The sequence below is a fragment of the Marinobacterium sp. MBR-109 genome (assembly GCF_040547565.1).
Taxonomy (GTDB): Bacteria; Pseudomonadota; Gammaproteobacteria; order Pseudomonadales; family Balneatricaceae; genus Marinobacterium.
On sequence record NZ_JBEPPZ010000014.1, the window covers coordinates 20,963 to 41,973 of the forward strand.

Annotated in this window: 23 protein-coding genes; 21 read left to right on the plus strand and 2 right to left on the minus strand. The window is 59.1% G+C overall.

Annotated elements, in window-relative coordinates:
- Nucleotides 1-18: 18 nt before the first annotated feature.
- The gene (locus ABIE60_RS14850; RefSeq protein ID WP_354470299.1) at nucleotides 19-627 is read left to right on the plus strand and encodes a CoA pyrophosphatase; all 609 of its coding nucleotides are present in this window, start codon (nucleotides 19-21) and stop codon (nucleotides 625-627) included.
- Complete coding sequence (locus ABIE60_RS14855; RefSeq protein WP_354470300.1) at nucleotides 620-811, plus strand: DUF1289 domain-containing protein; 192 nt, start codon at nucleotides 620-622, stop codon at nucleotides 809-811. Before ABIE60_RS14850 ends, ABIE60_RS14855 begins: the two co-directional genes overlap by 8 nt.
- A 13-nt stretch (nucleotides 812-824) precedes the next feature.
- Here the strand turns inward: ABIE60_RS14855 and ABIE60_RS14860 are convergent, their stop codons facing one another.
- Both ABIE60_RS14860 and ABIE60_RS14865 read right to left on the minus strand, forming a co-directional pair.
- Nucleotides 825-2,099 carry an HlyC/CorC family transporter gene (locus ABIE60_RS14860; protein ID WP_354470301.1) on the minus strand — a complete coding sequence of 425 codons (1,275 nt, stop codon included), beginning with the start codon at nucleotides 2,097-2,099 and terminating at the stop codon, nucleotides 825-827.
- A 73-nt stretch (nucleotides 2,100-2,172) separates the two neighbouring features.
- Nucleotides 2,173-2,970: a cytochrome C assembly family protein gene (locus ABIE60_RS14865; RefSeq protein WP_354470302.1), complete on the minus strand. Its 798-nt coding sequence runs from the start codon at nucleotides 2,968-2,970 to the stop codon at nucleotides 2,173-2,175.
- Nucleotides 2,971-3,125: 155 nt separating this feature from the next.
- On the opposite strand from ABIE60_RS14865, the gene ffh reads away from it, so the two are divergent.
- From ffh to parE, 19 genes are all read left to right on the plus strand, one after another.
- Nucleotides 3,126-4,508, plus strand: a complete 1,383-nt coding sequence (gene ffh / locus ABIE60_RS14870; protein WP_354470303.1) for a signal recognition particle protein — start codon at nucleotides 3,126-3,128, stop codon at nucleotides 4,506-4,508.
- A gap of 169 nt (nucleotides 4,509-4,677) precedes the next feature.
- The gene (gene rpsP, locus ABIE60_RS14875) at nucleotides 4,678-4,929 is read left to right on the plus strand and encodes a 30S ribosomal protein S16 (RefSeq protein WP_091822730.1); all 252 of its coding nucleotides are present in this window, start codon (nucleotides 4,678-4,680) and stop codon (nucleotides 4,927-4,929) included.
- A 15-nt stretch (nucleotides 4,930-4,944) separates the two neighbouring features.
- Complete coding sequence (gene rimM / locus ABIE60_RS14880; protein WP_354470304.1) at nucleotides 4,945-5,484, plus strand: ribosome maturation factor RimM; 540 nt, start codon at nucleotides 4,945-4,947, stop codon at nucleotides 5,482-5,484.
- Nucleotides 5,485-5,487: 3 nt separating this feature from the next.
- Nucleotides 5,488-6,246: a tRNA (guanosine(37)-N1)-methyltransferase TrmD gene (trmD, locus tag ABIE60_RS14885; RefSeq protein WP_354470305.1), complete on the plus strand. Its 759-nt coding sequence runs from the start codon at nucleotides 5,488-5,490 to the stop codon at nucleotides 6,244-6,246.
- A gap of 9 nt (nucleotides 6,247-6,255) precedes the next feature.
- Nucleotides 6,256-6,612, plus strand: coding sequence for a 50S ribosomal protein L19 (gene rplS, locus ABIE60_RS14890; RefSeq protein WP_091822721.1), 357 nt, complete (start codon nucleotides 6,256-6,258; stop codon nucleotides 6,610-6,612).
- Nucleotides 6,613-6,750: 138 nt separating this feature from the next.
- A complete protein-coding gene (locus ABIE60_RS14895) occupies nucleotides 6,751-8,133 on the plus strand; it encodes an aq_1923 C-terminal domain (protein WP_354470306.1) in 1,383 nt (460 codons plus the stop codon).
- A complete protein-coding gene (gene xerD / locus ABIE60_RS14900) occupies nucleotides 8,130-9,059 on the plus strand; it encodes a site-specific tyrosine recombinase XerD (protein ID WP_354470307.1) in 930 nt (309 codons plus the stop codon). The genes ABIE60_RS14895 and xerD overlap by 4 nt, the downstream gene beginning before the upstream one ends.
- A 59-nt stretch (nucleotides 9,060-9,118) precedes the next feature.
- Nucleotides 9,119-9,853 carry a DsbC family protein gene (locus ABIE60_RS14905; protein ID WP_354470308.1) on the plus strand — a complete coding sequence of 245 codons (735 nt, stop codon included), beginning with the start codon at nucleotides 9,119-9,121 and terminating at the stop codon, nucleotides 9,851-9,853.
- 131 nt (nucleotides 9,854-9,984) lie between these two features.
- Nucleotides 9,985-11,286, plus strand: coding sequence for a homoserine dehydrogenase (locus ABIE60_RS14910; RefSeq protein ID WP_354470309.1), 1,302 nt, complete (start codon nucleotides 9,985-9,987; stop codon nucleotides 11,284-11,286).
- Nucleotides 11,287-11,296: 10 nt separating this feature from the next.
- Nucleotides 11,297-12,691, plus strand: a complete 1,395-nt coding sequence (gene thrC, locus ABIE60_RS14915) for a threonine synthase (protein ID WP_354470310.1) — start codon at nucleotides 11,297-11,299, stop codon at nucleotides 12,689-12,691.
- A gap of 106 nt (nucleotides 12,692-12,797) precedes the next feature.
- The gene (gene recJ / locus ABIE60_RS14920) at nucleotides 12,798-14,525 is read left to right on the plus strand and encodes a single-stranded-DNA-specific exonuclease RecJ (RefSeq protein ID WP_354470311.1); all 1,728 of its coding nucleotides are present in this window, start codon (nucleotides 12,798-12,800) and stop codon (nucleotides 14,523-14,525) included.
- Nucleotides 14,526-14,552: 27 nt separating this feature from the next.
- Nucleotides 14,553-14,732, plus strand: a complete 180-nt coding sequence (locus tag ABIE60_RS14925) for a hypothetical protein (RefSeq protein ID WP_354470312.1) — start codon at nucleotides 14,553-14,555, stop codon at nucleotides 14,730-14,732.
- A gap of 9 nt (nucleotides 14,733-14,741) precedes the next feature.
- Nucleotides 14,742-15,593, plus strand: a complete 852-nt coding sequence (gene nfo / locus ABIE60_RS14930) for a deoxyribonuclease IV (RefSeq protein ID WP_354470313.1) — start codon at nucleotides 14,742-14,744, stop codon at nucleotides 15,591-15,593.
- 89 nt (nucleotides 15,594-15,682) lie between these two features.
- A complete protein-coding gene (locus ABIE60_RS14935) occupies nucleotides 15,683-16,555 on the plus strand; it encodes an EAL domain-containing protein (protein ID WP_354470314.1) in 873 nt (290 codons plus the stop codon).
- A gap of 76 nt (nucleotides 16,556-16,631) precedes the next feature.
- Complete coding sequence (locus ABIE60_RS14940) at nucleotides 16,632-17,264, plus strand: NUDIX domain-containing protein (protein WP_354470315.1); 633 nt, start codon at nucleotides 16,632-16,634, stop codon at nucleotides 17,262-17,264.
- Nucleotides 17,254-17,694 carry a DUF1249 domain-containing protein gene (locus ABIE60_RS14945; protein WP_354470316.1) on the plus strand — a complete coding sequence of 147 codons (441 nt, stop codon included), beginning with the start codon at nucleotides 17,254-17,256 and terminating at the stop codon, nucleotides 17,692-17,694. Before ABIE60_RS14940 ends, ABIE60_RS14945 begins: the two co-directional genes overlap by 11 nt.
- Nucleotides 17,691-18,467: a phosphodiesterase gene (locus ABIE60_RS14950; RefSeq protein ID WP_354470317.1), complete on the plus strand. Its 777-nt coding sequence runs from the start codon at nucleotides 17,691-17,693 to the stop codon at nucleotides 18,465-18,467. The genes ABIE60_RS14945 and ABIE60_RS14950 overlap by 4 nt, the downstream gene beginning before the upstream one ends.
- Nucleotides 18,464-19,087, plus strand: a complete 624-nt coding sequence (locus tag ABIE60_RS14955; RefSeq protein ID WP_354470318.1) for a YqiA/YcfP family alpha/beta fold hydrolase — start codon at nucleotides 18,464-18,466, stop codon at nucleotides 19,085-19,087. The genes ABIE60_RS14950 and ABIE60_RS14955 overlap by 4 nt, the downstream gene beginning before the upstream one ends.
- Nucleotides 19,088-19,100: 13 nt before the next feature.
- Nucleotides 19,101-20,996 (plus strand): DNA topoisomerase IV subunit B, encoded by a 1,896-nt coding sequence (gene parE / locus ABIE60_RS14960; protein WP_354470319.1) that lies wholly within the window; start codon nucleotides 19,101-19,103, stop codon nucleotides 20,994-20,996.
- The last annotated feature ends 15 nt before the right edge of the window (nucleotides 20,997-21,011 follow it).

The window sequence follows — 21,011 nt, forward strand, 5'->3', positions numbered from 1 at the left end:
CCACAAATGGATCGCCTCATGTCCGACCCGCTGCACCAGCTGCGTCATCGCTTGCAACGACATCGCCCCTGGCGGCTGCGCACCACCGGGCGTGAAGCGGGAGTGTTGCTGGCGCTGACGGATACCTCTGACCCGGAAGTGATTGTAACCCTGCGCTCGCCCTACCTATCTACCCACAGTGGGGAGATGGCGTTTCCTGGCGGCAAGCGAGATCCCGAAGATACCGATCTGCTGGCAACTGCGCTGCGTGAGGCCGAAGAGGAGGTAGCGCTGCCACCGGGTCAGGTGGAGGTGATCGGCTCTCTGGGTCAGGTGGTTTCCAAGCACCTGTTGCAGGTGACCCCCTGGGTGGGAGTGATTCCGCCACGCCTGCCGCTGGAGCCCAATCCCGACGAGATCGACAGCATTCATCGGGTGCCGCTCAGCTACCTGCTTGATCCAGCCAACCGGCGCATTGATCAGATCGATTTTGCCGGCAAGGTGAGGTCTGTGCCCGCATGGCACTGGCAGGGTGAGGTGATATGGGGGCTGACAGCCTATATTCTGGCGGAGTTGCTCAATGTGGGCTTTGATGCCGACATTCCGATGCGCCCCCGTCCCGAACACCGAGAGACCGAGCATGAATAAACCCGTCGATGAGAAACCGGTGCCCAGCCCCTGTGTCAGCGTGTGTGCACTGGGTGAGGGCGATATCTGCATCGCCTGCCACCGCAGCGGCGATGAGATCAGCCGCTGGGGGCGCATGAGTAATGACGAGAAACGGGCAGTCTGGGCGCTGATAGTGCGGAGGGAGCGGGGCGAGACAGTGTAATTTCGCCCGGAGACTAGAGGCTTTCGAGGGCTCTGGCTGTCTTGGTAATGCGCACGGTTTTGACCAGGTTGTCACAGATCTGCAGGGTTTCCATCCGATAGCCTGATACTTCCAGACAGACATTGGCGTCCGGAATCGACTCCAGAATTTCCGTGATCAAGCCATTCAGCGTCTTGGGGCCGTCAGTCGGCAGATTCCAGTGCAGGGCCTTGTTAACCTCGCGGATGTAGGCGCTGCCGTCGATAAAGAAACTGCCATCTTCCTGAGGGTGGATCTCCTGATTCAGATCGTCATGGTCGTTGGACATCTCACCCACGATCTCTTCCAGAATATCTTCCAGCGTCACGATCCCTTCAACATCCCCGTATTCGTCCACCACCACACCGATGCGGCGGCTGTGGCGCTGGAAGTTGAGCAGCTGAGTCTGGAGGGGTGTGCTTTCCGGAACAAAGTAGGCTTCATGCACGACCTGCATGATGGCCGGCTTGGTCAGATTGCCCTGCTGGATCAGCTGGGCAAGGTTGCGCATGTGCAGGATGCCGACAATATTGTTGATATCGCCGCGATAGACCGGAAGGCGCGTGTGCCCGGTTTTGGACAGCAGTTCCAGAATCTGATCCATCTCCAGATCCAGGTCGATCCCTTCCACCTCGTTGCGCGGAATCATGATGTCGTTAACCGTGACCTCGTTCAGCTCCAGTACCCCGAGCAGCATCGACTGGTTGCGATGGGGCAGCAGCGAGCCCGCCTCATGTACGATGGTACGCAGCTCCTCGGTACTCAGGTGTTCGTTGCCGGCATCGTTGACGTTGATGCCAAACAGGCGCAGGAAACCATTGGTGATGCCGTTGATGACCCAGACCAGTGGATAGGCCAGCTTCAGCAGCGGCTTCAGAATGTAGGAGGCGGGAAAAGCGATTTTTTCCGGATGCAGTGCGGCCATGGTCTTGGGTGATACTTCAGCGAAAATGAGTATCACGAGCGTCAGTCCAGCCGTGGCGATGGCGATACCGGCATCTCCCCAGAGTCGGACGGCGATCACGGTAGCGATGGCGGAGGCGAGAATGTTGACGAAGTTATTGCCGATCAGAATCAAGCCAATCAGCCGGTCCGGTCGCTCCAGCAGACTATTGGCCCTGCGTGCTCCGCGGTGACCGCTTTTGACCAGATGGCGCAGTCGGTAGCGGTTGAGGGACATCATCCCGGTTTCGGAGCTGGAGAAAAATGCTGAGCAGAATATCAGCAGAACCAGAATGGCGGTCAGTGTGCTTATCGACGCGTCGTCCAAGGGACAGGAACCTTTGTTTGCGGATTAGGGCGTTCATTTTCTGGTCAGCCACAGAGGCTGTCAAGCGAACGGGCTACATCTTGAGCAGCATCTCAAGGACCAGCTTGGAACCGAAAAAGCCCAACATCAGTAATACGAAGCCACCCAGTGTCCAGCGTACAGCGGTTTGACTGCGCCAGCCCAGAAAATGTCGTCCCGCCAGCAGCAGGGCATACACGACCCAGGCGATCAATGAAAGCAGCGTCTTGTGGACCAGGTGCTGGGCAAACAGGTTGTCCACAAACAGGAAGCCGCTGATCAGGGCGGCTGTCAGCAGCAGGAAGCCGGCCCAGAGGCTCTCAAACAGCAAGCGCTCCATGATCTGCAGAGGTGGCAGTGAGGCGACCAGCCCGCGGGTATGGTGCTGCTTCAGGGCGCGTTCCTGACGCGAAAGCATCAGGGCCTGTACGGTGGCGATGGTGAAAAGGCTGTAGGCCAGCAGTGACAGCAGAATGTGCGCCAGCAAACCGCCGGCGTAGGGTTTGTGTATGTTGGCTTCAGGTGTGAGTGCTGCCAGCAGTGCCGTGATGGCGGCCAGAGGAAACACACCTATGAACAGGTTGTCGAGCCGGTGCCTGAGGCTGCTGCTCAGTACCAGCCCTGCCACGACCCAGGCGATGAGCGAGCCGACCGGGAAGAAACTGAGGTCGATGCCATCCGGGTGGTGTAACTCCAGATACACGGCATGGCCCTGCAGCAGGAAACCGGCAAGGCCCAGGAGGCGAATGGGGGTGCGGAGCTGTTCATGGGCCGTGGACGACAGCCGACGACACTGCAGTACCGTGGCAATCGCATAGCAGAGTACAGCAACGAGTGTCGTGGTGATCAGCATCCATATCCTCCCTAAAGACCGCCAAGTGTGGCACAAATGTGCAGAGGAGGAAATATAAGGTGCCGCCTGGGCGGGGGGTCCTGTATAATATGTCGCCAAAGCGTTTTAAAAGGGTGGCTGCCGGGAGCGCGGTCGCCGGCAGATAGAGGTATGCGATGTTTGATAATCTGACAGAACGGCTTACACAGACACTGCGCAGTGTAACCGGTCAGGCAAAGCTGACTGAAGACAACATCAAGGGCACGTTGCGTGAAGTGCGCATGGCATTGCTCGAGGCTGATGTCGCCCTGCCCGTGGTGAAGGATTTCATCAACAGCGTGAAGGAACGCGCTGTAGGTCAGGAAGTCAGCAAGAGCCTGAGCCCTGGGCAGGTCTTCGTCAAGATCGTCAATGAGGAACTGATCCGCGTCATGGGTGAAGCCAACGCGGAACTGGATCTGGCGGTAACGCCTCCGGCCGTGCTGATGATGGCGGGTCTGCAGGGGGCGGGTAAAACCACCTCGGTGGCCAAGCTGGCGCGCTTTCTCAAGGAACGCAAGAAAAAGAAAGTGCTGGTGGTGTCTGCGGACGTATACCGTCCGGCTGCAATTCGTCAGCTGGAAACACTGGCCGGTGAAGTGGGTGTCGAGTTCTTCCCCTCCAGCGCCGACCAGGACCCGATCTTTATCGCCGAGCAGGCGATTCAGCACGCTCGCGTCAAGGCGTTCGATGTTCTGATTCTCGATACCGCGGGTCGTCTCCATGTCGATGAAGACATGATGCAGGAGATCAAGCGCCTGCATGCCGCCGTTAATCCGGTCGAAACCCTGTTTGTCGTAGACTCCATGACCGGTCAGGATGCGGCCAATACCGCTCGCTCTTTCAATGAAGTGCTGCCGCTGACCGGTGTGATTCTCACCAAAACCGATGGTGATGCCCGTGGCGGTGCCGCCCTGTCGGTGCGCCATGTCACCGGCAAGCCGATCAAGTTCCTCGGGATTGGCGAAAAGACCGATGCACTTGAGCCGTTCCACCCGGATCGTGTTGCCTCACGCATCCTCGGCATGGGTGACGTGCTGTCACTGATCGAGGAAGCCGAGCACAAGATCGACAAGGAGAAGGCCGAGAAGTTTGCCAAGAAGATCACCAAGGGCAAAGGCTTTGATCTTGAGGACTTCAAGGAACAGATCCAGCAGATGCAGAGCATGGGCGGCATGATGTCGATGCTGGAAAAGCTGCCGGGCATGGGCCAGATGGCACAGGCGGCGCAGGCTGCACAGGCCGAAAAGGGTGTGTTGCAGATGGTCTCTATCATCAACTCGATGACGCCGCATGAGCGCCGCCATCCTGACATTGTGTCGGGGTCGCGCAAACGTCGTATCGCCCAGGGCTCAGGCACACAGGTACAGGATGTGAACCGTCTGCTGAAACAGCACAAGCAGATGGCGAAAATGATGAAGAAATTCGGCTCCAAGTCCGGCATGGCCAAGCTGGCGCGTGGCATGAAAGGCATGATGCCCCCCGGCATGGGTGGAGGCGGCGGCTTTCCGCGCTTCTGAGCTGATTAAAAACTGATCTTTTTGCTTTCAACGGGCGGTGGTTTCACGTAAAATCACCGCCCTGTTTAGTTTGGCCTTCGTTTATCTGGGCAGTTTGGCCGGGGAAGCGAAGAAACAAGAATGATGGGCGATCCTAAAACCCATCCAGCGAAATAAAGGGGTCCAGCGCATGGTCACTATTCGTTTGTCTCGTGGTGGCGCCAAAAAGCGTCCGTTTTATCACATCACTGTAGCCGATTCGCGTAATGCGCGTGATGGCCGCTTTATCGAGCGGGTCGGTTTCTTCAACCCGGTTGCACGTGGTCAGGAAGAGCGCCTGCGCGTTAACCTGGAACGTGTTGAGTACTGGGTTGGCAAGGGTGCTCAGGCTTCTGAGCGTGTTGCTCAGCTGCTCAAAGAAGCACGCAAGGCAGCAGAGTAAGGTCGGATTCGGGCCGTGTCAGTAAATAGTGAAAAACAGGAAGACCTGGTTGTACTGGGGCGCTTCACTGCACCTTATGGGATCAAGGGCTGGATCAAGATCCACTCCTACACCGAGCCCATGGAAAACATACTGAACTACAACTCATGGCTGGTTGAGTCGGGCGGGCAGAAAGTGCCGGTCAGGCTGGAAGCTGGCAAACGCCATGGGAAAGGCCTGATCGCCAAATTGGCCGGTGTGAATACTCCGGAAGAGGCAAAGCTTTGGCATGGGCGCGAGATTATGGTGCCCCAGACTGAACTGCCTGATCTGGAGACCGGTGAGTATTACTGGAGCCAGCTGGAAAACCTGTTGGTTTACACCGAATCCGGCGTATTGCTGGGACGGGTGAGTCACCTGATGGAAACCGGCGCGAATGACGTGTTGGTGGTAAAAGGTACGGCCGAGAGTATTGATCGCGAACAGCGCTTGATTCCCTGGCTGCCTGATCAGGTGGTGAAAGAGGTTGATCTTGATTCAGGATTGATGCGGGTCGATTGGGATCCGGATTTCTGAGTGATGTGGTTCGGGATCGTCAGCCTGTTCCCGGAGATGTTCGAAGCGGTTACCCGCTATGGCATCACCGGGCGGGCGGTTCGTAACGGCCTGCTGCAGGTGGAGTGCTGGAATCCCCGCGACTTCACCCATGATCGGCATCGCACAGTGGATGATCGCCCCTATGGCGGTGGCCCTGGCATGCTGATGAAAGTGCAGCCGTTGCGTGATGCGATTCTGGCTGCAAAAGAAACCGCCGGTGAGGGCGCTCGGGTGATCTATCTGTCACCCCAGGGGCGCCGTCTTGATCAGGCGGGTGTGTGTGAGCTGGCAGCAGCGGAAAAGTTGATTCTGGTGGCCGGACGCTATGAAGGCATTGATGAGCGTCTGTTGCAGAGCGAAATCGACGAAGAGTGGTCACTGGGCGACTTTGTCCTCAGTGGCGGCGAGCTGCCGGCAATGGTGATGGTGGATGCAGTGGCAAGAATGATACCGGGTGTACTCGGACATCAGGACTCTGCAACCGAGGATTCCTTCTTTGAAGGTCTGCTTGACTGTCCCCACTACACCCGGCCCGAAGAACTGGCGGGGCAGCAGGTGCCCGCAGTGTTGCTCAGCGGCAACCATGCCGAGATTCGGCGCTGGCGACTGAAGCAGCAGCTGGGAAGGACCTGGGAACGGCGTCCGGACCTGCTGGAAAAGATTGATCTGAACCCCGAGCAGCAGACGTTGTTAAGCGAATATGTCCGCGAGGCCCAGGAGGCCAGCGGTAGAAATACTTAGGAGCGAGCGATGAGCAACAAGAGCCTGATTATTCAGCAGATTGAAGCTGAACAGATGAGCAAAGAGATCCCGGCATTTGCACCGGGTGATACCGTAGTAGTACAGGTACGCGTAGTAGAAGGCACTCGTAGCCGTCTGCAGGCGTTTGAAGGTGTAGTGCTGGGCAAGCGTAACCGCGGCCTGAACTCCGCTTTCACCGTGCGCAAGATCTCCCACGGTGTGGGCGTTGAGCGTACTTTCCAGACCTTCAGCCCGACTGTTGAACAGATCGAAGTGAAGCGTCGCGGTGACGTACGTCAGGCCAAGCTGTACTACCTGCGTGAGCGTAGCGGCAAGTCTGCACGCATCAAGGAAAAGCTGGGCTGAGGCACGCCTCACCCAACGATCCAGAAAAAGGCAGCCCTTTGTGGCTGCCTTTTTTATTGATCTGGGTACTCGCCATTATGATGGTCAGGTCCTAGAATTTTCTCTGAACGGAAACTGAATGGGTGCGGGAGTGTCGCCATGCGCAAGCTGGGAGCGGGAGTGTTTGTTCTGGTACTGATGGTGGCAGCCGCCTATGGCTTCTACTGGTATCAGGTTAAGAGTCAGGCGGATGATCTGGTGCAACAGATGTCGCCTTTCGCTCAGGTGCGTTACGGGTCGGTTTATGCCCATCCCGATGGTACGGTCGGGGTTGATGGTCTGACCATAACACCGCACCAGATGCATGCGCCTGTCAGCATCGAGGCTGTGCGAATACAGGCTGGCAGCCCATTGTTCTTTCTTTTTGGCAGTGATACTCCGCCCGAACGGCTCAACATCAGCCTGAAACAGGTACGACAGGGACTGGATTCGGAACTGTTTCGTACGGTTCAGCAGCAGTCCGACCTGATGCTGGAATCCAATCCTCTTTATGTCAGCCCCAATGCACTGGGCTGTGGCAGTGTGCGTCAGTTTGATATCAACACCATGAAGCGGATGGGCTTCAGCGAAATGCTGATGGACATCAACATGGACTATCGGGGCGACAGCCGGGCGCGCAAGATTCACTTCGATCTGTTCGTGGATATTCATGATCTGGGTGAGACGCGTATGGAGATGGCACTCAGTGCTGACCCGAACCAGCTGCGGAACCCGATGATAGCCAGTGGCAATGCGCGTCTGGAAACACTCTCTTTCAATTATGCGGACCGGGGCTATAACCAGCGGCGCGATCGCTTCTGCGCTGCGGAAGCAGGCATTAAGCCTGCCGAATACAGGCAGCAGCATCGGCACTTGTTTGTGCAGTGGTTGAACGCCAGTGGCGTTGAGTTGCCTGACAGCCTGCTGGCGGCCTATTTTGACCTGCAGCAGCCAGACGCTGACATGGCGTTTAGCCTGCGTCCGGTGGGTGGTGTCGGTGCTGCCGAGGTGATGATGCAGGATCCGATGACCCTGCTGCAGTCGCTCAATCTGCAGTTCAGCATCAATGACAAACCGCTGGTGCTTGATGGCATCGACTGGTCCGAGTTGATGACAGGGCTGGCCATGGCCGGCAATCCCGGTCGGACGGATTCTGTGTCTGCCGCTGAGCCTGAAGAGGGTATGGTGGCCGCGGCGTCAGAAGCAGAGGCCGAAGCATCGGCAGGAAGCGAGGCGTCGCAGGTGGCAGAGTCGGTTGCAGCCGCGGAGCAACGCGTGCGGGCTCAACCGGTCAGCAAGCGATATCAGCCAACGCCATTGGCAGAGCTGCCGGCCTACCTGGGGGCGCCGGTACGCATTTTCACCTACTTCGGCAATGATGTGGAAGGTCAGCTGGTACATGCCGACGGGCAGGGCATCAGGGTGATGCAGCGGCTGAAGCAGGGTGTCGCCGAGTACCCCCTGGACAACGACCGTATTCAACAGGCTGAGGTCTGGCGTTGAGTGAAGACCGTCGTTGTACTGCGGTAACCGTTGCGGCCGAAGATGAGCAACAGATTGATCTGTGGCTGGAAAGCCTGTGGCTGGAAAAGGGGTTGAGTGACAACTCGATCAGCTCATATCGGCGCGATCTGCGCCAGTATGCGCACTGGCTCAACAACCGTGGTGAACACCTGCTGCAGGCAGGGCGTGCCAGTCTGCAGCAGTATCTGAATTGGCGCCTGCAACAGCAGCTGCGCAGCAGTTCAACCTCGCGCCTGCTCTCCTGTCTACGCGGCTTCTACCGTTACCAGTTGCGCGAGGCACAGATTGTCGAAGACCCTACACTGAATCTGGACAATCCGCGCATGGGGCGCCCTTTGCCCAAAACCCTGACGGAACAGGATGTGGAGTGTCTGCTGGCTGCTCCGGATGTGAGTGAGCCGCTGGGCCTCAGGGATCGAACCATGCTGGAGCTGCTGTATGCGACCGGCCTGCGCGTGACCGAGCTGATATCACTGCAGTTGGAGCAGATCAACAGCCGGCTTGGTGTCATTCGAGTGGTTGGCAAGGGTGACAAGGAGCGCCTGGTCCCCGTCGGTGATGAAGCGCTTTACTGGCTGGGGCGCTATCTGAGCGAAGCCCGGTCATTGCTGACCGAAAACCCGCGGGAGGAAGCCCTGTTTGTCAGTCGTCGCGGTCAGTCCATGACCCGACAAACCTTCTGGTATCGAGTGCGCCGCTATGCCATCGAAAGCGGGATCGACAAACCGCTATCACCGCATGTGCTGCGTCATGCCTTTGCCACCCATCTGCTCAATCATGGCGCCGATCTGCGCGTGGTTCAGATGCTGCTGGGTCACAGTGACCTGTCCACAACTCAGATCTATACCCATGTGGCCAGCCATCGCTTGCAGCAACTGCACCAGACACACCATCCGCGTGGATAGGAACCAATCAACGAATTCGTGTTCTACCTGAAACGGTTCACCTGAAAATAGAGGTTTACATGCGATCAACAACACTGACTTCCGCCCTGATGCTGGTACTCACGGGCTCGGTCTGGGCAGCGGATGACGCTGCCGAAAAAATCCGCCAGCAGCTGAACAGTGTGGACAGTCGGCTTAAGGTGCAAAGCGTAGAGCCTGCACCCATGGCCGGGTTGTATGAGGTGGTGCTGAGCAGCGGCGAAACCCTGTACGCCGATAGTGAAGGCAGTTACCTGTTGGCGGGGCAGCTCTATCGGGTGGATGCAGAGCAGGGGCTGGTCAACCTGACGGAGCAGAAACGCAATGAAGCCCGTCGACTGGCAATGCAGGGCGTTGATGAAGCTGACATGGTGATCTACAGGCCGGCAGGTGAGGTCAAGGCGACCGTCAACGTGTTCACTGATGTGGATTGCCCCTACTGCCGCAAGCTGCATGACGAGGTACCGGCGCTGAATCGCATGGGGGTGCAGGTGAACTATCTTGCCTTCCCGCGTGGCGGCCCCCAGTCCAAGACCTTCTCGCGCATGGAATCGATCTGGTGTGGCAGCGAACAGGAGCGGCGTGAGCGCATGGATGAGGTCAAGGGCGGTGATTCAATCAAGCAGCAGGAGTGCGACAACCCGGTACAGGCACAGTACGAGCTGGGCCAGAAAGTTGGCATCACGGGTACACCGGCGCTGGTGCTGGAAGACGGCTCATTGCTGCCCGGTTATGTACCTGCCGCACGTCTGCAACAGATGCTGGGGCTGAACTGATTGGGTTAAACCGGCAAGACCGAGGCGGGCGTGCATAGTGCATGGCCCGCCTTTTCGCTATAATGGAGCCCATTTTTTAACCGCCAGCTGGCGGCTGTCTGATCTGACCGAACAATCTGTGAGGTGTTGGCTTGAAACCTGTAAAAGTAGGGATCTGTGGTCTGGGTACCGTCGGTGGCGGTACATTCAATGTTTTGACGCGAAATGCCGAGGAGATTTCCCGGCGTGCCGGTCGGAAAATCATCATTGAGCAGATCGGTACACGCAGCGAGAATCCGGCCTGTGACACCTCTGGGATGCAGCTGACCACTGATGTGTTTGAAGTGGCCACCAACCCCGAAATTGATATCGTCGTTGAGCTGATCGGTGGCTATGAGACCGCGCGCGAGCTGGTGATGACGGCGATCGAGAACGGCAAGCATGTCGTGACCGCCAACAAGGCACTGATTGCGGTGCACGGCAACGAGATCTTTGCGGCCGCGCAGGAGAAGAACGTGATGGTGGCGTTCGAGGCATCCGTTGCTGGCGGCATTCCGATCATCAAGGCGATTCGTGAAGGGCTGGCGGCCAACAAGATCAACTGGCTGGCGGGTATTATCAACGGTACCGGCAACTACATCATGACCGAAATGCGTGAAAAGGGCCGGGCCTTTGCTGATGTGCTGCAGGAAGCGCAGGCGCTGGGCTATGCTGAAGCCGATCCCACCTTCGATGTGGAAGGGATCGATGCCGCGCACAAACTCACCATTCTGTCATCACTGGCGTTTGGTGTGCCGCTGCAGTTCAACAAGGCCTTCACCGAAGGCATCAGCAAGATCACCCCGCAGGATGTGCAGTACGCCGAAGAGCTGGGCTATCGGGTCAAGCATCTGGGTATCACCCGTCGCACCGACAAGGGGATCGAGCTGCGTGTCCACCCGACGCTGATCCCGCGTGATGTGCTGCTGGCCAACGTCAACGGTGTCATGAACGCGATTCTGGTGGATGGCGATGCGGTTGGCCAGACCCTTTACTATGGTCCAGGTGCCGGCGCGGAAGCGACCGCATCTGCGGTCGTAGCCGATATCGTTGATGTTGTGCGTACCCTGACTGCCGATCGTGACAACCGCGTGCCACACCTTGCATTCCAGCCTTCAGAGCTGTCCGATGCACCCATTCTTCCGGTGGAAGAAACCACCAGCGCCTACTACCTGCGTCTGCAGGCCGTGGAACGTCCGGGTGTGCTGGCCCACGTAACCCGTATTCTGGGTGAGAAGGGGATCAATATTGAAGCGATCATCCAGAAGCAGACCACCGAAGCACAGGTGCCGGTGATCATGCTCACCCAGCGGGTGGAAGAGCGGATGATGAACGAAGCGATCCGCGAGATCGAAGCGCTGCCGGATATTCTCGGCGAGATCATCCGCATCCGTGTTGAGCTGCTGGCTGATTGAGGAACGATCGATGAACTACATTTCTACCCGTGGCCAGGCGCCGAAACTGAAGTTTGCTGATGTATTGCTGGCGGGCCTTGCCAGTGACGGTGGCCTGTACGTGCCGGAAACCCTGCCAACCTTCAGCCGTGACGAGATCGCCTCCTGGGCGGGCCTGTCCTACGCCGAGCTGGCATTCAAGGTGATCAAGCCGTTCGTCGACGACTGCATCAGTGATGCTGACCTGAAACGGATGATCGACGAGACCTACGCCGGATTCAATCACAGTGCCGTGGCGCCACTGAAAGAGCTGGGCACCAATGAGTGGGTGCTGGAGCTGTTCCATGGCCCGACTCTGGCATTCAAGGATTTCGCCCTGCAGCTGCTGGGCCGTCTGATGGACCATGTGCTGGCCGAGCGTGGCGAGCGTCTTGTGATCATGGGTGCCACCTCCGGTGATACCGGCTCTGCCGCCATCGAAGGCTGCCGCCACTCGAAACACCTGGACATCTTTATCCTGCATCCGTACAACCGCGTGTCTGAAGTACAGCGTCGCCAGATGACTACCATCAAGGCCGACAATGTGTTCAACATTGCGCTGGAAGGCAACTTCGACGACTGCCAGGAGATGGTGAAGGACAGCTTTGCCGATCAGGGCTTCCTCAATGGCCTCAAACTGGGTGCGGTCAATTCGATCAACTGGGCCCGCATCATGGCCCAGATCGTCTACTACTTCTCCGCCTCGCTGGCTGTTGGCGGTCCGCACCGTCCGGTCTCCTTCTCGGTGCCCACCGGCAACTTCGGTGATATCTTCGCCGGCTACCTGGCCAAGCAGATGGGCCTGCCGATTGAGCAGCTGGTGGTTGCCACCAACCGCAACGACATTCTTCACCGCGTGATCAGCGGCAACGACATGTCCAAAGGCGAGCTGGTACATACGCTGTCACCTTCCATGGATATCATGGTTAGCTCCAACTTCGAGCGTCTGCTGTTTGATGTCTATGGCCGTGACGGTGCCGAAATTACCGACCTGATGGCACGCTTCAAGAAGGAATCGGTGCAGCTGGAACCGGCCCGCTGGGAGACGGTGCGTGCGCTGTTCGACAGTCACGCGATCGATGATGACACCACCTGTGACGTGATCCGCGACGTGCATGCCGAAACCGGCTATCTACTCGATCCGCATACGGCGATCGGCGTCAAGGCTGCCCGTGAGTGCTGGCGTGACAAGTCGGTGCCGATGATCACCCTGGCGACCGCACATCCGGTCAAGTTCCCGGAGCCGGTCGTCAAGGCGGGTCTGGAATCGCCTCAGCTGCCGGCGCATATGGCAGACCTGTTTGAGCGTGACGAGCGCTTTGAAGTGCTGGCCAATGATCTGTCCGTGGTTCAACAGTATATCGCCGATAACGCCCACCGCGATTGAGTCTGACGGCTCTGGCCCAGCCGGGTCGGACAGGGCCCGCCTGCTTTCTGCGGCGGGCCTTTTGATTTCTGCACTTTCCTGCACACCATAAAGGCTTGACGGCACTATGACTGAACCGGTGATTCAACAGCGGCCGCTGCAGGTCGATCCTGCCCATCCCGGCCTTAACGGCCTTCACCCTGTGTTGGCTCGGGTGTATGCGGCACGCGGTATTGAGGACCCCGAGCAGCTCGGCCGTCGCCTGCAGGAGCTGCTGCCCGACAGTCGGATGAAGGGCATGGCGGCAGCGGTGGAGCGGCTGGTACAGGCCATTGAGCAGCGCCAGTCGATCCTGATTGTGGGTGACTTCGACTGTGATGGTGCCACCAGCACCACCGTCGCGATGCTGGGCTTGCGTATGCTCGGTGCTGCCGAGGTGGACTATCTCGTACCCAATCGATTCGAATATGGCTACGGCCTGAGCCCTGAAATTGTTGACGTGGCCGCGGTGCACAAGCCAGGTCTGCTGATTACGGTGGATAACGGCATCTCCAGCATTGAGGGTGTGGCTCGGGCCAATGCCCTTGGCATCGATGTGATCGTAACCGACCATCATCTGGCGGGTGATGAACTGCCCGCGGCCTGTGCCATCGTCAATCCCAATCAGCCCGGCTGTGAGTTTGTTGCCAAGTCCACCTGTGGCGTCGGCGTGATCTTCTATGTGCTGATTGCGTTGCGCCGCGCCTTGCATGAACGCGGCGGGCTCGGAACTCAGGCGCCCAATCTGGCCAGTCTGCTGGATCTCGTCGCGTTGGGTACCGTAGCGGATGTGGTACCGCTGGAGCGCAATAACCGGGCACTGGTCTGGCAGGGCATGCAGCGCATCCGCGCCGGACAGGCACGCCCCGGGCTTTTGGCGCTGATTGAGGTGTCCGGGCGCAACCGTGCCCGGCTGGTGGCCAGTGATCTGGGCTTTGCCATCGCCCCGCGGCTCAACGCGGCGGGGCGGCTGGAAGACATGTCGATCGGTATCGAGTGTCTGCTGGAAGACGATTACGAGCGCGCACTGGAGATGGCACGTTCGCTGGATGACCTTAACCGTGAGCGGCGTGGCATCGAACAGGAGATGCAGCAGCAGGCGCTGGAGCTGCTGAGTCAGCTGAGCCTGAATGATCAGGCGCTGCCCTTTGGTCTGTGCCTGTATGATCAGAGCTGGCATCAGGGCGTAATCGGCATTCTGGCCTCCCGCATCAAGGAACGGGTACACCGCCCGGTGATAGCCTTTGCCCCCGGTGATGCCGGTGAGGTCAAGGGCTCGGCCCGCTCCATCAACGGCTTCCACATCCGTGACGGGCTCGATGCCGTGGCAGCCAAGCATCCGGGACTGCTGAAGAAGTTCGGCGGTCACGCCATGGCCGCGGGGCTGACCATCGCTGAAGATCAGCTGGATGCCTTCCGCGACGCCTTTGATGCCGAGGTAAGGCGTCAGCTGGATGCCGAGGATCTGACTCAACGTATCCTGACGGATGGCGAGTTGCCGGAAAGCGCCTTCAGCATGGAACTGGCCGAAGCGTTGCGGAACGCAGGCCCCTGGGGGCATCATTTCCCCGAGCCCCTGTTTGAGGGCCGCTTCCATCTGCTGCAGCAGCGTATCGTCGGTCAGCGTCACCTCAAACTGGTGGTGATGCCCGAAGGTGGTGCTCAGGCACTGGATGCGATCGCCTTCAATGTGGATACCCTGCGCTGGCCCAATGAATCGGTGCAGAAGCTGCGTCTGGTATATCGGCTGGACGTGAACGAGTTTCGTGGTCAGCGTACCCTGCAGCTGATGGTGGATCAGCTGCAGCCCTGTTAATGCCATTTACACACTGGAGATACTCCCATGCATGAATTGACCCTCGAAGAACTGTCCGCCCTGCTGAATGTCTTCGACCGCGCCGGTGCCGGTCAGGATGCCATCGAGGCAGACCTGCTGAGCCGTATCAAGACGCAGCATGCCGAGAAGGAAGAGCTGGCCTCGATGGACTTTGACGACTGCCTTGGCGGCGCCTGCAAACTGTAAGGGGACGGCATGTACTATATCGGAGCCCATGTCAGCGCAGCCGGCGGGGTGGAAAATGCGCCGCTGAATGCGGCCAAAATCGGTGCCAACGCCTTTGCCCTGTTTACCAAAAACCAGCGCCGCTGGGATGCCAAGCCGCTCACCGGTAAAAGCATCAAGGCATTCAGGGCCAACTGTGAGCGCCTGGGGTTCAGTGCCGACCAAATCCTGCCCCACGACAGCTACCTGATCAATCTGGGCCACCCGGAAGCGGAGCCGTTGGAGAAGTCGCGAGATGCCTTTGTCGACGAGATGCAGCGCTGTGAACAACTGGGATTGAAACTGCTCAACTTTCATCCCGGCAGCCATCTCAGGAAGGTCGATGAGACAACCTGTCTGGCTACTATTGCCACATCGATCAATCTGGCGCTTGAGCAGACGGAAAACGTGGTGGCGGTGATCGAAAACACCGCCGGGCAGGGCTCCAACCTGGGCTTTCGCTTCGAGCAGCTGGCGGCGATCATTGACCGGGTCGAGGACAAGTCCCGTGTCGGTGTCTGCCTCGATACATGCCACACCTTCGCTGCCGGGTATGACCTGCGAACCCCGGAAGCCTGCGAGCAGACCTTTGCCGACTTTGAGCGTATCGTCGGTTTTGAATACCTTCGCGGCATGCACCTGAACGATTCCAAGGGGGCACTGGAGAGCCGCATCGACCGTCACCATAGTCTGGGGCAGGGCGAGATCGGCTGGGCGCCGTTTGAATACATCATGCGTGACAGCCGTTTTGAGGGGATTCCGCTGGTACTGGAAACCATCGAGCCGGAAATCTGGGCGGATGAAATTCAGCAGTTGAGAGCGCTGGCCGCTGACCAGTCCTGAGCCTGAAGCAGCGATACAGACTGTCATTCGAGTGTCATCAAGATGCAATAGGCTTGCCCGGCTATCATTACGATCGACCGGGGAGCCTAATGTCCACACCGCCACCCTCACCAACCGCCGCATTGCTGGCGGCAGAACGGGCCGAGCTTGAACAGATTCTGCATCTGGAGCAGCTGGAGCCCGTATTTCAGCCGATCATGGACCTGCGTAACGGAACGGCGATCGGTCATGAAGCGCTTATTCGTGGCCCCCATGACAGCCTGCTGCATGCCCCTTCGCGCCTGTTTCAGGCCGCCATTCGCCATGGCTATCAGCTGCAGCTGGAGCTGCTCTGTCGCAAGTGTTCGCTGGCGCGTTTTGCTGAACTGAAACCGGGTGGCCTGCTGTTCCTGAATGTGACCGCCTCTCTGCTCAGTTCGCCGGACCACCAGCATGGCTTTACCGCCGAACTGTTGCGCCAGTTGGAGATTCCGCTTGAGTCGATCGTGATTGAGCTGTCCGAACAGCATCCCTTTGACCATCAGGGGCTGACGCGGGCAGCGGTAGAACACTACCGCAGCATGGGCTTTCAGATTGCGATTGATGATCTGGGGGCCGGCTACTCCGGTCTGCGCCTCTGGTCGGAGTTGCAGCCGGAATTCGTCAAGATCGACAAGCATTTCATCAGCGATCTGGACCGGGACCCGGTCAAGCGTGAGTTCGTGCAGTCAATTGGCCGGATCGGGCGCAACCTGCGTTGTCAGATACTGGCGGAGGGCATTGAACGGCATGAAGAGATGCGCGCCCTGCAGCAGATGGGAATCGGCCTGGGTCAGGGGTTTCTGTTGGGCATGCCCTCTTCCTGTCCACAACCGCTGCTGCGACCGGATCAGATTCGACGCCCGCTGCATGTGCGCTCGGGGCAGGCCGCGCGGCAGCTGTTTCATCTCATGCGCCAGCCGATGCAGCGCCTGCGCGGTTGAGTCCCGGCAGGGCTGGGGTCTGCTGTCTGCCGATGGTATAGTCGCGTATTCAAACAACGCGAGCTGAGGTGGAGTGATGGCCCCTGTCTGGCAACCCGCATTCAATCTGACTGATGTCCGTCTGGAGCAGGATGAGCCGCTGTATCAGGGATTTTTTCGCCTGCATCGGTTGACGCTCAGTCATCCCCGTTTCGAGGGTGGACGAGTCCGTATTCAGCGTGAACTGCTGGACCGTGGCGATGCGGTCTGTGTCCTGCTGTACGACCCGGCCCGTGACGCAGTTGTTCTGGTGGAACAGTTCCGTGCCGGCGCACTCACCAAGACGGATGCCCCCTGGCTGCTGGAACTGGTGGCCGGCATCGTCGAACCGGGTGAGTCGCCGGAAGATGTGGCCCGGCGTGAAAGTATCGAAGAATCCGGCATCGAACTGGGTGAACTGATCCCGATCACCGGCTACCTGCCCAGTCCCGGTGGCTGCGATGAGTGGATCGAACTGTTCTGTGCATTGGTTGACGCCCCCGAGTCGGGTGGCGTGTTCGGTCTGGATGAAGAGGGCGAAGACATCAAGGTACATGTCATTCCGGCTATCGAGGCCTTTGCACTGGTGCAGCAGCGGGTGGTCAACAATGCAGCCGCGATTATTGCGCTGCAGTGGCTGCAGCTCAACCATGACCGCCTGAAGCGATCGGGAGTGGATCATGAAGCGTAAGTATGTACCCGACTTGAAACGTCAGCAGGCCGTGGGCGAAGGCAACTACATGCGTCTGCTCAAGCTGCTGCCGGACCTTGATCACTGCGATCAGCGCGAGTTCCAGCTGGTGCATGACGGCCACCGAGCGCTGGTGCGGCTGCAGGTCGAAGAGCGCTTTACCTATACCACCACCGTGCTGGTCTCCCACCAGTACGAGAATGTTTCCGAATGGCTGGACGCCCCGCGTCTGGTGGTCAGGCTCTACCACGATGCCCGCATTGCGGAAGTGATCTGCATGCGCCGTCGCCAGCTGTCCGGAGTCTATCCCTACCCCAACCGGCAGATGCATCAGCCGGATGAAAAGGCCCAGCTCAATACCTATTTGCATGAATGGCTCAGCCACTGTCTGGCCCATGGCCAGTTACTGGAAGAGGTGTTTGCCGAATGACTCGGCTGCTGCAGCTGAGTGACTGTCATCTGCCGCCGGTGGCTGGTGAGCTGTTTCGTGGTCGTGATGCAGATCAGTGCCTGGTCCGGCTGGTACAGTGGTTGCAGTCCGAATTTGCCCCCTTCGACCATCTGCTGCTGACCGGTGATCTGGTGCACCATGGCGGACCGGATGCCTATGCGCGTCTGCTGCAGATTGTGGCGCCACTGAGTTCTCGTGTGCACTGGATCCCCGGCAATCACGATGTAACAGCCGCGATGCAGTTGGCCGATCACACGGGAGAACTGGGACATAAAGTTATCCACAGCGGAAACTGGACCCTGCTGTTGCTCGACAGCACCTCGGAACCCGATGGGTGCGGCAGCGGCAGCCTGAGCCGGTCCGAGCTGGGCTGGCTGCAGCGGCAGTTGGCACAGACACCGCAACGGCCCACACTGCTGGTGCTGCATCACAACCCGACACCCACCGGCAGTGCATGGCAGGATGCGATCCGTCTGGGCAATCCGACCGCGCTGGCCGCGCTGGTCGAGGCGGCCCCGCAGGTGTGTGGTGTGGTCTGTGGCCATCTGCATCAACTGCAGGCACTGAGCTTTGCCGGGCGTCCGCTCTGGTCCGCGCCCTCTACCGTGGTACAGTTTCGTGCCGGTCGTGAACAGTTCGAGCTGGAAACCGATCCGCCGCGATCCACTCCGGGGGCGCGCTGGTACAGGCTCCACCCAGACGGACAGGTAGATGCCCACTCACTGCAACTGCCGCAAGCGTTAACCCCATGAGTGAGCCGGTTTTCATTTACGTGCACGGCTTCAACAGCTCGCCCCAGTCCTGGAAGGCCCGCTGTCTGCAGGCAGCATTTGAGCGGCAGGGACGCGCAGGGCAGCTGCGAGTGCCTGCCCTGTCACACTGGCCTGCCGAAGCGATCGAGCAGCTGGAAGCCGAAGTCGCCGCAGCCGACGGGCCGGTGACGCTGATCGGCAGTTCACTGGGCGGCTACTACAGTACCTGGCTGGTGGAGCATAACCCGGCGCTGCGAGCGGTGCTGGTCAACCCGGCGGTCTACCCGTATCGATTGCTGGAAGAGTGGCTGGGGCAGAACACCAACCTCTACACCCGCGAGCAGTATCAGCTGACAGAGCGTCACCTTGAACAGCTGCTGGTGCTGGACTGTCCGCAGTTGCAGGACCCGTCCCGCTACCTGTTGCTGGTACAAAGCGGTGATGAAACACTGGACTACCGCGAAGCTGTGGATAAATATGCCGCCTGTGCCCAGTTTGTGCAGCCGGGCGGCAGTCATGGATTTGAACATTTTGAGGCGCTGATTCCGGCCGTACAGGCATTTGCAGAGGGCAGAGTTGAGCTGCCCGTGCCTGTTGCGCTGCCGATTGCGGCCCCCTGAACAGGAACACCCGATGTCGAAGCAATATAACGCCGATGCGATAGAAGTGCTCAGTGGCCTGGACCCGGTACGCCGCCGTCCGGGCATGTACACCGAAACCGACCGCCCCAACCATCTGGCACAGGAAGTGATCGACAACTCGGTCGATGAAGCACTGGCCGGGCATGCCAAACAGATCGATGTCATCCTGCACGAAGATGGCTCCCTCAGTGTGGCTGACGACGGCCGCGGCATGCCGGTGGATATCCACCCGGAAGAGGGCGTCAGCGGGGTGGAACTGATCCTGTGCAAACTGCACGCCGGCGGCAAGTTCAACAACGACAACTACAACTACTCCGGCGGCCTGCACGGGGTGGGGGTGTCGGTGGTGAACGCTCTGTCCAAGCTGCTCAATGTGGAGATCAAGCGCGACGGTCAGGTGTACCGCATCGGTTTTGCCGATGGTGACAAGGTGTCCGAGCTGGAAGTGATCGGCAGCTGTGGCAAACGCAATACCGGCACCAGCCTGCGCTTTCTGCCCGATCCCAAGTATTTCGACTCACCCAAATTCAGTGTCACTCGGCTCAAGCACAACCTGCGTGCGAAGGCGGTACTCTGCCCCGGCTTGAAGGTGACCTTTACCGATCTCAGCGGCGGCAAAAAGGAACAGGAAGAGTGGTACTACGAAGACGGGCTGATCGCTTATCTGCGTGGCACCACACAGGTATACGAAACGCTGCCCACCGAGCCGTTCAGTGGCAGTCTGCAGGGGGATGAGGATGCGGTCGAATGGGCGGTGCAGTGGTTGGCCGACGGTGGTGAAGTCACGGCCGAAAGCTACGTCAACCTGATTCCGACCGCGCAGGGCGGTACTCACGTCAACGGCATGCGTACAGGTCTGCTGGAAGCGATGCGCGAATTCTGCGAATTCCGCAACCTTCTGCCACGCGGAGTCAAACTGAGCCCGGATGATATCTGGGACCGCTGCTGCTATATCCTGTCGGCCAAGATGCGCGACCCCCAGTTTGCCGGTCAGACCAAGGAGCGTCTGTCTTCGCGCCAGATTGCGGCCTTCATTTCCGGTGCGATCAAGGATGCCTTCTCTCTGTGGCTCAACCGTCATGTGGAAGAGGGTGAAAAACTGGCCGAACTGGTCATTGCCAGCGCACAGCGCCGGCTGCGTGCCGGGCGCAAGGTGGTGCGCAAGAAAGTGACCCAGGGCCCGGCACTGCCCGGCAAGCTGGCGGATTGTTCCGGTGCCGATGCCAGCCAGTCAGAGCTGTTTCTGGTGGAAGGTGATTCAGCGGGCGGTTCTGCCAAACAGGCCCGCAGCCGTGAGTTTCAGGCGATCATGCCGCTGCGCGGCAAGATTCTCAATTCCTGGGAAGTGGACCCGGCCGAAGTGTTGGGCTCACAGGAGATCCATGACATCTCGGTGGCGATCGGGGTTGATCCCGGCTCTGACAAACTGGATGGCCTGCGCTACAACAAGGTCTGTATTCTGGCGGATGCCGACTCTGACGGCCTGCATATCGCCACGCTGCTCTGTGCCCTGTTCGTACGCCACTTCAAGCCACTGGTGTCGGCCGGTCATATCTATGTGGCGATGCCGCCGCTGTACCGCATCGATTTCGGCAAGGAGGTCTATTACGCGCTGGATGATGCCGAGAAGGATGGCATCGTTGAGCGGATCCGTGCCGAGCGCAAGAACGCCAAGATCGGCGTACAGCGCTTCAAGGGGCTGGGCGAGATGAACCCGCTGCAGCTGCGCGAGACCACCATGTCGCCGGATACGCGCCGGCTGGTGCAGCTGACGCTGGACAGTGGCGATGACACCATGGAGATCATGGACATGCTGCTGGCGAAGAAACGTTCACCGGATCGCAAGCGCTGGCTGGAACAGAAGGGCAATCTGGCCGAGGTGGTCTAAGCCCGTTAAGCCAGA

Coding starts and splice junctions, on each gene's coding strand:
- ABIE60_RS14895 (WP_354470306.1), top strand. CDS start 6,751: ATGCGCAAGCTGGGAGCGGGAGTGTTTGTTCTGGTACTGATGGTGGCA.
- ABIE60_RS14905 (WP_354470308.1), top strand. CDS start 9,119: ATGCGATCAACAACACTGACTTCCGCCCTGATGCTGGTACTCACGGGC.
- ABIE60_RS14950 (WP_354470317.1), top strand. CDS start 17,691: ATGACTCGGCTGCTGCAGCTGAGTGACTGTCATCTGCCGCCGGTGGCT.
- thrC (WP_354470310.1), top strand. CDS start 11,297: ATGAACTACATTTCTACCCGTGGCCAGGCGCCGAAACTGAAGTTTGCT.
- ABIE60_RS14945 (WP_354470316.1), top strand. CDS start 17,254: ATGAAGCGTAAGTATGTACCCGACTTGAAACGTCAGCAGGCCGTGGGC.
- rplS (WP_091822721.1), top strand. CDS start 6,256: ATGAGCAACAAGAGCCTGATTATTCAGCAGATTGAAGCTGAACAGATG.
- rpsP (WP_091822730.1), top strand. CDS start 4,678: ATGGTCACTATTCGTTTGTCTCGTGGTGGCGCCAAAAAGCGTCCGTTT.
- ABIE60_RS14955 (WP_354470318.1), top strand. CDS start 18,464: ATGAGTGAGCCGGTTTTCATTTACGTGCACGGCTTCAACAGCTCGCCC.
- recJ (WP_354470311.1), top strand. CDS start 12,798: ATGACTGAACCGGTGATTCAACAGCGGCCGCTGCAGGTCGATCCTGCC.
- nfo (WP_354470313.1), top strand. CDS start 14,742: ATGTACTATATCGGAGCCCATGTCAGCGCAGCCGGCGGGGTGGAAAAT.
- ABIE60_RS14850 (WP_354470299.1), top strand. CDS start 19: ATGTCCGACCCGCTGCACCAGCTGCGTCATCGCTTGCAACGACATCGC.
- ABIE60_RS14865 (WP_354470302.1), bottom strand. CDS start 2,970: ATGCTGATCACCACGACACTCGTTGCTGTACTCTGCTATGCGATTGCC.
- trmD (WP_354470305.1), top strand. CDS start 5,488: ATGTGGTTCGGGATCGTCAGCCTGTTCCCGGAGATGTTCGAAGCGGTT.
- ABIE60_RS14925 (WP_354470312.1), top strand. CDS start 14,553: ATGCATGAATTGACCCTCGAAGAACTGTCCGCCCTGCTGAATGTCTTC.
- ffh (WP_354470303.1), top strand. CDS start 3,126: ATGTTTGATAATCTGACAGAACGGCTTACACAGACACTGCGCAGTGTA.
- ABIE60_RS14855 (WP_354470300.1), top strand. CDS start 620: ATGAATAAACCCGTCGATGAGAAACCGGTGCCCAGCCCCTGTGTCAGC.
- ABIE60_RS14940 (WP_354470315.1), top strand. CDS start 16,632: ATGGCCCCTGTCTGGCAACCCGCATTCAATCTGACTGATGTCCGTCTG.
- parE (WP_354470319.1), top strand. CDS start 19,101: ATGTCGAAGCAATATAACGCCGATGCGATAGAAGTGCTCAGTGGCCTG.
- ABIE60_RS14935 (WP_354470314.1), top strand. CDS start 15,683: ATGTCCACACCGCCACCCTCACCAACCGCCGCATTGCTGGCGGCAGAA.